8 protein-coding genes are annotated in these 9,294 nt (G+C 40.5%); 2 read left to right on the forward strand and 6 right to left on the reverse strand.

Features of this window, described 5'->3' with window-relative positions:
• Together ACFFAP_RS31520 and ACFFAP_RS31525 are read right to left on the reverse strand one after the other, a co-directional pair.
• A partial coding sequence (locus ACFFAP_RS31520) for an NB-ARC domain-containing protein (RefSeq protein WP_375514900.1) occupies positions 1–1,237 on the reverse strand: 1,237 nt, incomplete at its 3' end.
• 66 nt (positions 1,238–1,303) lie between these two features.
• Positions 1,304–1,735 (reverse strand): hypothetical protein, encoded by a 432-nt coding sequence (locus ACFFAP_RS31525; RefSeq protein WP_375514901.1) that lies wholly within the window; start codon positions 1,733–1,735, stop codon positions 1,304–1,306.
• A gap of 723 nt (positions 1,736–2,458) precedes the next feature.
• Between ACFFAP_RS31525 and ACFFAP_RS31530 the strand changes: the two genes are divergently transcribed.
• Positions 2,459–3,154: a PD-(D/E)XK nuclease family protein gene (locus tag ACFFAP_RS31530; protein ID WP_375514902.1), complete on the forward strand. Its 696-nt coding sequence runs from the start codon at positions 2,459–2,461 to the stop codon at positions 3,152–3,154.
• Positions 3,155–3,225: 71 nt separating this feature from the next.
• On the opposite strand, the gene cls is transcribed toward ACFFAP_RS31530, so the two are convergent.
• The 4 genes from cls to ACFFAP_RS31550 are packed head-to-tail and all read right to left on the reverse strand — an operon-like array spanning position 3,226 to position 8,266.
• On the reverse strand, positions 3,226–4,668 hold the full coding sequence (gene cls / locus ACFFAP_RS31535; protein WP_375514903.1) for a cardiolipin synthase: 1,443 nt from the start codon (positions 4,666–4,668) through the stop codon (positions 3,226–3,228).
• Position 4,669: 1 nt separating this feature from the next.
• A complete protein-coding gene (locus ACFFAP_RS31540; protein WP_375514904.1) occupies positions 4,670–5,515 on the reverse strand; it encodes an endonuclease/exonuclease/phosphatase family protein in 846 nt (281 codons plus the stop codon).
• A gap of 5 nt (positions 5,516–5,520) precedes the next feature.
• Entirely contained in the window at positions 5,521–6,735 is a 1,215-nt protein-coding gene (locus tag ACFFAP_RS31545) for a DUF790 family protein (protein WP_375514905.1), read from the reverse strand.
• A complete protein-coding gene (locus ACFFAP_RS31550) occupies positions 6,665–8,266 on the reverse strand; it encodes a DEAD/DEAH box helicase (protein ID WP_375514907.1) in 1,602 nt (533 codons plus the stop codon). The genes ACFFAP_RS31545 and ACFFAP_RS31550 overlap by 71 nt, the downstream gene beginning before the upstream one ends.
• 728 nt (positions 8,267–8,994) lie before the next feature.
• Here ACFFAP_RS31550 and ACFFAP_RS31555 point away from each other — a divergent pair.
• A complete protein-coding gene (locus tag ACFFAP_RS31555; RefSeq protein ID WP_375514906.1) occupies positions 8,995–9,246 on the forward strand; it encodes an adenylate/guanylate cyclase domain-containing protein in 252 nt (83 codons plus the stop codon).
• The last annotated feature ends 48 nt before the right edge of the window (positions 9,247–9,294 follow it).

The raw sequence follows: 9,294 nt of genomic DNA on the forward strand, positions 1-9,294 counted from the left end.
TAGTGACTTCTAGACATTGTTTCAACCAGGGTAAAGCTTGGTTATATAAACCTTGAGCATTATAAAATGTAGTGTTGCCCTCAAAAGGCCAAAGTAAATCATCATCGCTGAGGTATTGAATAAGATGATTCGCTACTTCAGCTATATGAGGAATGGCAGGGGAAACAGCAGTAATTTGCTTAAGAGTAGCGTTTTCAGGAATATCTTTGGCAACTGCTACCATTACTCGACAAAGCGATCGCTTAAACTCCTCTGCCTGTTCTAAACCTGTACACTTATATTGAAAAAACTCTCTTAGCAGCTGATGCAGTTGGTAAATTCCCTCACCTTTACGCTGTAGCAAATGCAGTTTCAGCAAGGTATCATCTCTAATTTCCTCTAACTCTTCCTCGTCTGACTCTGGTAAACACTGTTCTACCAACTTCCAAGATATAGGTGCGGCGGCAAATAAACTTAGCAAACAGCCAAGCTGCTTATCGCTATCTTCTAATTCCTGCCAACTCAACTCAAAGGCTGCTAATACACCTCCTTGTGCGGTCATATCGGCTTCTGATTTAATAAGGGCAGGTTGTTCTAGTCGCTTTTTCTCCAACCGCCGCAACATTTCTGTGAAAGAGAGGTCTTGTTTTCGCGCCAAATATCGCCCGACTAATTCCAAACCCAAAGGCAAATATCCCAACCATTCACACAACTGATTTGCAACAGCCAATTCTTGCTCAATTCGCTGTGGTGTTTCTTTAAAAAATGACTTTAATAACTCCAGCGCTGCTTCTGGTTGCAATACATCTAGAGATAATTCCTTTATAGATGCTCCTAAGTGTTGGCGCGTGGTAATCAACACTTTAAATTGAGAAGATGGCGAAGGTAGATAAGGCTTAACTTGTTGATATTCTCCAACATCGTCTAATACTAGCAGCACATTACCTTCGCGCCAAAGCCGAAAGCAGTATTGCACTTGCACGGGTAAATCCAAATCTTCTGGTGGGTTTAAGTCAAGCTGCGTTCTGGCAAACTGCACAATTTGAATGCCCACATCTCCAACCTTTGCCAGCAACCAGCAAATTCCACCCTTGTAAATTTCACGGTGAGCCATTGCATATTGTAAGCCCAGTTCTGTTTTACCCAGTCCACCCATGCCAGCGATCGCAGCAATTACCACCTGATTATTTTCCTGCAACATCTGGTGAAGGTTTTGCAATTCATCTTCACGTCCAACAAACTTCACCACCCCACTCATGGGTAAATTTTGCGGTGTTTCAGTAGAGGGATTTAACTTTACCTGTTCCCGTTCGGGCGACTGTAGTCAAAAGTTACCACCAATGATGGTATTTCCCTGAAAGACGTTTTTAATAGAGTCAGCTAACTTTGTAGAATTGATAACGCCTGCTGTTTGCGAGTTTAGGTCATTTGCTAACGCCTGGACTTTCGGCGCTACTTGGGGATCAGCATTTGCGGCTGCTTCCACTTCCCGCACAGATTGAGCAATTTCAGTATCTGCTTCTGCTGCTGCTTTCAACTCCAGCACTGCTTTGCCATAATCTAATGGCTGCTGTGGATTTTGCTGTGTCGCATCCGCTAACAAGGGCAACTTATTTTTATGACGTAGCTGTTCGATTAACTCATGACTTTTATTTAATGCAGCTTCACCAAGCTTTTCGCCTGTTTTTTCTAGAGCTTTAGTTAAAACTATAGTGGCGATCGCTGTTGCAACAGCCGTCAGTGTTACAGGTTCCATAATTTAGTAATGAAATACGACATCGCACTGGGAGATACAAATGCAGTTCTGTCTATTTCGGAAATATATCACACACATTTAGCAATTAACCCCCTATCTTGCCTTGCAATCAATCGCAAAGCTAATAGTGCAAGTCCATTCAAGTGGACTCAAACCTTTTCTCAGTCTTTTTTAAAAGACTTTAGCTATTAATCGCTTTATAACCTATGGCGCAATACAGTTCAGTTAAGCATTTCCTCCTTCTCTTTGCGTCCTTTGCGTCCTTGGCGGTTCGTTAAAAAAATAAACACGGAACTTCGACCTCTGAACACGGAACTCCAACCTTTGAACTCGGAACTCTGACCTTTGAACTCGGAACTCCGACCTTTTAGCTCGGAACTTCAACCTTTTAACTTGGAACTTTGACCTTTTAACTCGGAACTCCGACCTTTTAGCTCGGAACTCCGACCTTTGAACTCGGAACTCCGAGATAAAAGCTTGAACGTTGAGGCTGAGAACTTGAATTTTGCTACTTTGAGGTGAAGCGATGCCTGAGTTGCGCTACGCCTACGCAAAAAATTGCTGAAACCACAGGAGATAGAGGCGGATGATTTAAAGGAATAACCGATAAAAGTTACATTTTCCACTGTAACAAACCCTTACCCGCAGCCCTATTCCTTACAATAGAAAGTGGTTTTATTCACTTTCCTTCTTAAGGGAATCTCAAAGTCAACACACCAACTGATGCAATCTGATACCCAACTGCTACCACGGATTAATGCCACATCAAAGAGAGAAAATGGTAAACAATATTATGTAGATGCCAGGGGAAATCGCTTTCCCAGCGTGACTACAATACTTAATGCCACCAAATCACAAGCAGACCGAGACAGATTATTAAACTGGAAAGCGCGTATTGGTACAGAAGAAGCTACCCGCATTACTACATCTGCTAGTCGTCGGGGAACCCAAACACACAAGCAAATTGAGCGCTACCTCCTTGGACAAAACCCTGTTTGTCCCGAAGCGAGTCGCCCTTATTGGGAGAGTATCAAGCCAGTTTTACAAGAAATCGACACAGTTAGACTCGTGGAAGGCTCTGTTTTTCATCATGATTTGAGCTATTCTGGCAAAGTTGATTGTATTGCCAGTTATCAAGGTATTCCCTGTATTTGCGAGTGGAAAACAGCAGACAAACCCAAAGGCTCAATTGAGCATTTATATGAACATCCACTGCAACTTACGGCGTACATAGGAGCAGCTAACGAATATTATCAAGATTATGGCATTCAGCTAAAGCACGCTCTCTTGGTAATAGCGATTCCAGAAATGCCAGCAGAAATATTTTGGTTTGAATCAGCAGTCATCAAAGATTACTGGGAGCAGTGGGAAAAAAGAGTCGCCCAGTATTGGGAAGGCAAAAATGTTTGGAGTCGGTGAGTGAGATTGCAGAGAAGTTTTTAGCAGATATGTAATTTTCACAATTTAGAGGTAAAAGCAATTATTAGTAATTAAAGTAAAGGAGTCAGCAATCGAGAGACTCTCACAGCTAACTTGAACCAAAAAGGTTTTTTATCGTACTCATCAAGATCAACAGGAACACAGACAGCTAAATCATCCTCTAACATCTTTTTCACACTTTGGACAAACCCAGGTTCAGTAACAAAACCCATAACTTCAAAGTTGAGGGAAAAAGAGCGACTATCTAAGTTAACAGTTCCTACCCCTGCTATATTCTCATCAATGACTATAATTTTCTGATGCATAAACCCATTTTTGTAACGATACAACTTGATACCGATTTTTTCCATTTCGGTGTAGTAAGAGAAGGAACATAAATAAACAAATAAGTGATCGGGTCGATTTGGTAAGAGAATTCGCACATCTACACCTCGCATTCCTGCCAGTTTTAAAGCTGACAATGTTGCCTCGTCCGGCACAAAATATGGACTAGCAATCCAGAGGTGAGTTTGAGCTTGATTAATTAGTTCGACGAAAAAAAGCTTACAAGCTGGTAGCGTATCTGCGGGGCCTGTAGGAAGAATGAATGCAGTTTGATTAGTTTCCCGATTAATTTTTACCTGCCAATTAACTTCGAGAAGTTTTCGAGTCGCCCAATACCAATCTCGCACAAAGGAGTTTTGTAGGCTTTGCACAGTTGGGCCTTCGAGCATCATGTGAGTGTCGCGCCAAGGACTCAAGCGAGGATTCTTTCCTAAATATTCGTCACCAATATTCAGTCCCCCGACAAATGCTATTTCTCCATCCACCACTAAGATTTTCCGATGATTGCGAAAATTATATTGGAGTCGATTACCCTGACCTTGGGTGGTGTTAAATGCACTTACTGCAATTCCATGCTGTTCTAGAGACTCGATATAAGGACGAGATAGTTTCTTGGAACCAATTTCATCGTAAAGAAAGTAGATGTTTATTCCTTCCTTAGCTTTAGCAATCAACGCTTCTTTAAACTCATTACCGGCTTGGTCATCGTTAACAGTATAGAATTGGAACAAAATATAATTTGTCGCCAAGGCAATCTTTTTCAGCATCGCTTCAAAGGTTTGCTGACCATCAATTAGTAATTCGGCAGCATTACCTGATGTGAAAGGAATTTCTGTAAAAGCCTTCGCTAATGGTTGCAACTCGGCTAGATTATCTGGTGGCGCAACCTGAAATTTAATAAGGTCACTATAAATCGGCTGAATAAGGTTGTAGTGTTGTGCATAGACTGATCGCAGTGTTTCAGCATATCCATGAAATTTAGTTCTTCCTAAAATCCAATACAATGGAATAGCTAGCCAGGGAAAGGTAATTAGAGAAATGCTCCAGGCGATCGCCCCTTGGGAAGAACGTACATTCATCACTGCATGGGCTGCATGTGCAACTCCCACGACATGAACAACAACTGTAGCTGTGCTAAAAACAGCTAGAACACCACCATCTACAAGCATCTTAATTTTTTTGAGGATTGGTATAAGTAAATTCTGCCAGCAATGGCTTATGATCGGATGAACAAATTTTGTCTAGCACCTTAGCACTGGCTTTCTTCACACTGAGATTGCGATAAAAGATATGATCTAAAGGGGGTGATAACAGGAAGCGTTTAATTTTCTCTTTCTCATGAGGTGCGAAAATTACAGGCGTTAATCCTAATTGAGTTGTTACTTGATTGAGGATAACTGCTCTTTTTTGACTCCAAGTATTGAAATCTCCCGAAAATATTAGTGGGCCACGATGTGTAGATAACGCTAACTCTAATTCATTTAGTTGTATTTTAAATTTATTTAAATCTACAAAATTGATCAGATGACTATTTATTGTCAGGAGAGTTGTGTGTTGATCAGATAGTAGATACTCAGTAACTAAAGAAATTTTAGGAGTTTTAACAATCGGCTCGTAATGTTTAGTAGTTATAACTTTTTTTGTAAGTGGACTGATTGTAGCTGCTGTGAAAATTCCCGAATAGGTTTGATGATGAATATCTACAAAGTTAGGAGCAAAATTCCAATTCATTTTCAGCAAATTGTCTAATTTATCTGCTTCTAACTTGAGGGAAAACTCTTGTAAAAATATCAGGTTTGGTTGGTAGCTTTCAATTATTGCTGAAAAATCTTTTATCCAAGTTTTATTATAGTTTTGTTTAGCAATATTCCAACTTATAACTTTAATTGAGTTACTATTAATTTCTGTTTGGAGGGAATTATTTTTATCAATTGTGAGTTCTTCTAGACGAAGAAATCTATAAAATGGAACAAATTTCGTAACGAGAGTGTTTACGTGTTCTTGAATATTAGGCATTACTATCAATCCATTACAGCTAACACAGCTTTCGGCAATAACTTATCTTTAAACCAAACAATTCTCGCGGGAACATCATTTAATTTTACTCCCGCCTTTTCTAAATTAAGTCGCTCAGAAATTGCCAAAATCAAGTCGTCACGTCCAGCCCGCCGCACCTGAGAAAACTTCTTTTGTAAATATTCTGGTCGCCAATAACCAACAATTTCTAATAAGAAAGTGCGTCCATCAGCATGAACTAAGCGAAAATCGGGAATCATTACACTACCGGGAATCGGTATCAAATCAACTTCTCGCTCTAACGCCCAACCACTTTTCAATGCATCCCATTTATCAGCAAAGGATGCTTCTAACATACTATCGTAGGGCTTACCTGGTGGATAATGGGATACTAAACCACATTCAGAATTGAGAGTGAAACGTCCAGTTTTCCAAGCATTTGTATAAGCGTCGCGGCTTTGGAGAATCGAAGAAAGACTCCATTTGGTAACGTGAAGTAAAGCAGGAATCAGTTTAGCGATCGCCAACCCATATCGCGTACTAGAATTAAACAAACTCGTCGGCCCATCTATCGTAATTGTAAACCCGTGGTCAGCATCGCCCTCAATATAAGCCATCAATTGAAACAATTTTAAATAGCGAAACAACAGCTTATATTCTCCCGGAACATTCCGATGAGCATTTAACACCAGTTGACTGGCCTTATAAAACACACCCTGCACCTGAGATAAGTTATATCGATTTAACAAATCTGGCGCTGTTGGTGCATCAAAAACAGTCAAAATCTTATTTTCTGATAAATCAGCATATAGTCCATTCCGAACCTGTTCTAATAAAACTTCCCGCTCAAGTTCTTGAGTTAACTCATCAGCAATTTTACTCAAAGTAACTTGTGTTGATTCTCGACTAGAAACAGACTTTGAAGCCAACGAAAATACCCGTTCTCTTAACATTTGTGGTTCCAAAGGACTAACCACCTCAAAAGTGCAAAAACTGCTTTTGAGAATATAAGCTAATCCCCGCTTCACCCGATAATCTGTAGAATCTCCTTCAAAATCAGTCAGTTGTCGCTCAAGCACACCTTGAGTCTTCCCTACTGCTGATTGAAAATAATTAATTAACTCAATCGCCAACTCCGAAGTTTTCTGATCAATCTTCAGTCTCTTCGGAATAATCTCCTCCCCGTTTTGGCGATGCATCAGTAACTCTGTTGGTAACATCTGAATTTTGGATTTTAGATTTTGAACTTCCGGTTGAATAATTAATTTCTAACTGTTCCGCAGCCTTCAAACTCCGTTCCTTCCCACTCCCATACACAACCTGTAACTTCCCTTTCTTCTCCTCTTCCTCTCTGCGTCCTCCGCGTCTTGGCGGTTCGTCTCTCCTCTCCCCTCTTCGCCTAGCCGAAGTCCCTTCCTCACTCGTATCCTCCGCCACCACCTCATATAAAATCGCCTGCTTATTCTCAATATTCCCCTTCCGTAAAACCCTACCCAATCGCTGAGTATACTCCCTAGCCGAACCCGTTCCCGATAAAATAATTGCCACAGAAGCCGCCGGCACATCAACCCCTTCATTCAACACATGAGAAGCAACCAAAGTATTATATTTACCCTCTCGAAACTTTGTTAATATCTCATGGCGTTCCTTCACAGGAGTTTGATGAGTAATTGCCGGAATTAGCAACTCTTGAGAAATGCGGTAAACCGTCGCATTATCAGCAGTAAAAATCAAAATTCTTGCCGGATAATGTTCTGCCAATAAATTAACCAGAATTCGCAATTTACCATCAGTACCCAAAGCGATATCTTTCGCTTCTCGGTGCGCTAACATAGCTCTACGTCCAGATTGCGATCTAGCACTCATTTGTACAAACATTTGCCAACCTTGAAGACTCCCCAAAGAAATTCGAGATTGCTTTAAAAAGTCATTGCGGGTTTGAATTAACTGGTTGTATCTTTCCCGCTCAAGTTGCGATAACTTTACCTTAATTTGGACAATTTCATGTTCTGCTAACGCCTTCCCCGCCAAATCTTCAGCGCGTTTGCGATATACTTCTTGCCCAATGAGGATATTTAAGTCAGCGTGTTTGCCATCAGTGCGTTCTGGTGTAGCCGAGAGTCCAAGACGATAAGGTGCGATCGCATATTCAGCAATCACCCGATTAAAATCTGTAGGTAAATGATGACATTCGTCAAAAACAATCAACCCATACTGATTCCCCAACGTTTCGGCGTGAATTGCTGCACTATCATAAGTTGCAACTAAAATAGCTGTTCTATCCCGCGAACCACCTCCCAGCAATCCCACCTCAGCATCAGGGAAAGCCGCTACCAAATGTGCATACCACTGATGCATTAAATCCAAAGTTGGCACTACAATCAGCGTCGTGCGTGGCGTTGATTGCATCGCCATTTGCGCCAAATAAGTCTTTCCCGCCGCCGTAGGAAGCACAACGACCCCTTGTCTACCCGCCAGTTTCCAAGCCGCTAGCGCCTCAGTCTGGTGGGGATAGGGTTCCATTTCCAGACTGGGAACCAAATCTACAGGATAAAATTCCTTTGCCTCATCAATAAAATTCACATCTTCCGCTTGTAGTGCTTCCACTAGCGATCGATATCTAATTGCTGGAATACGGAATTTTTCAACTCTATCATCCCACGTAGCATAATCCATCCAACCTTTGCCGCGTGGTGGTGGATGCAAAATTAATGTGCCACGATCAAAATTTAGTGTAGGGGTACGAGCCATTTTGGGGATTGGGGATTGGGGATTGGGTAGAATTGAGTCCCCAGTCCCTAGTCCCTTGATTACTAATAACGCAAAAAGTGCATGATTCATCCAAGTAAATCAGATAAAACCCAACTAGATACGCTTATTAGTCATGGAATGTCTGATAGACAAACCAACAATAACCTTGCCGAATCATACAAATAACAACGACAAAGCTTTCTGCTGATACGGCTGCAATTGCAGGCGCAGATTCTGATTATTTTTTCTTAAATTTAACCTCTTTTTATATTTGTAGAAATTCACAATTCAAAGGCAATATATACGTTTTCTCAATCGGTCTTTTACTATAATTAACCAATCTTATTTGTTGGGCTTTATGTAAAATTCCTATCGGTCGCCGCCATTCTAACTTAATTTTTTTGAATTTATCCTGGTCTGTAACTTGTGCTGTTCCAACTCATATAGCTTTGCTGTTTAATGATCTGGAACCTAGAAGAAATATTTGGACTCTAATGCTTCTCACTTAGGCTACAATCATTCCAGTCCAATGGTGGATGCATTTAATATCTCAATTCTGAACAATAATTTGTTATTTAACCTTATATATTTTATATAATCACATATTACACAACCCATCATTTTTTATGCTGAACAAGGATTATGCTTATTTTGGAATTGCATAATTTGTGTATTTTTTGTCTCTTTATACGAACGCTTGCAAAAAAAGTTTTTACGCCCGTAAGGCAATGGAACTAGCCCAGCATGAATCAGAAAGGCTACTACTAAATATTCTGCCAGAGAGGATTGCAGAACAATTAAAAGAACAGCCTACAAGTATTGCTGATAGCTTTCTGGAAGTGACGGTACTATTTGCCGATATTGTTGGTTTTACAGAGTTTTCAAGTCGGACATATCCTGGGGAATTAGTCGAGTTATTAAATACAATATTCTGTTTGTTTGACCAATTGGCAGAACGTCAAGTCGCTTCTCGAAATTAAAAATATAAAATTAAAAATTGCAATCAGTGCTTGCTCTGAACCCACCAC

Source organism: uncultured Nostoc sp. (genome assembly GCF_964245575.1).
Lineage (GTDB): Bacteria > Cyanobacteriota > Cyanobacteriia > Cyanobacteriales > Nostocaceae > Nostoc.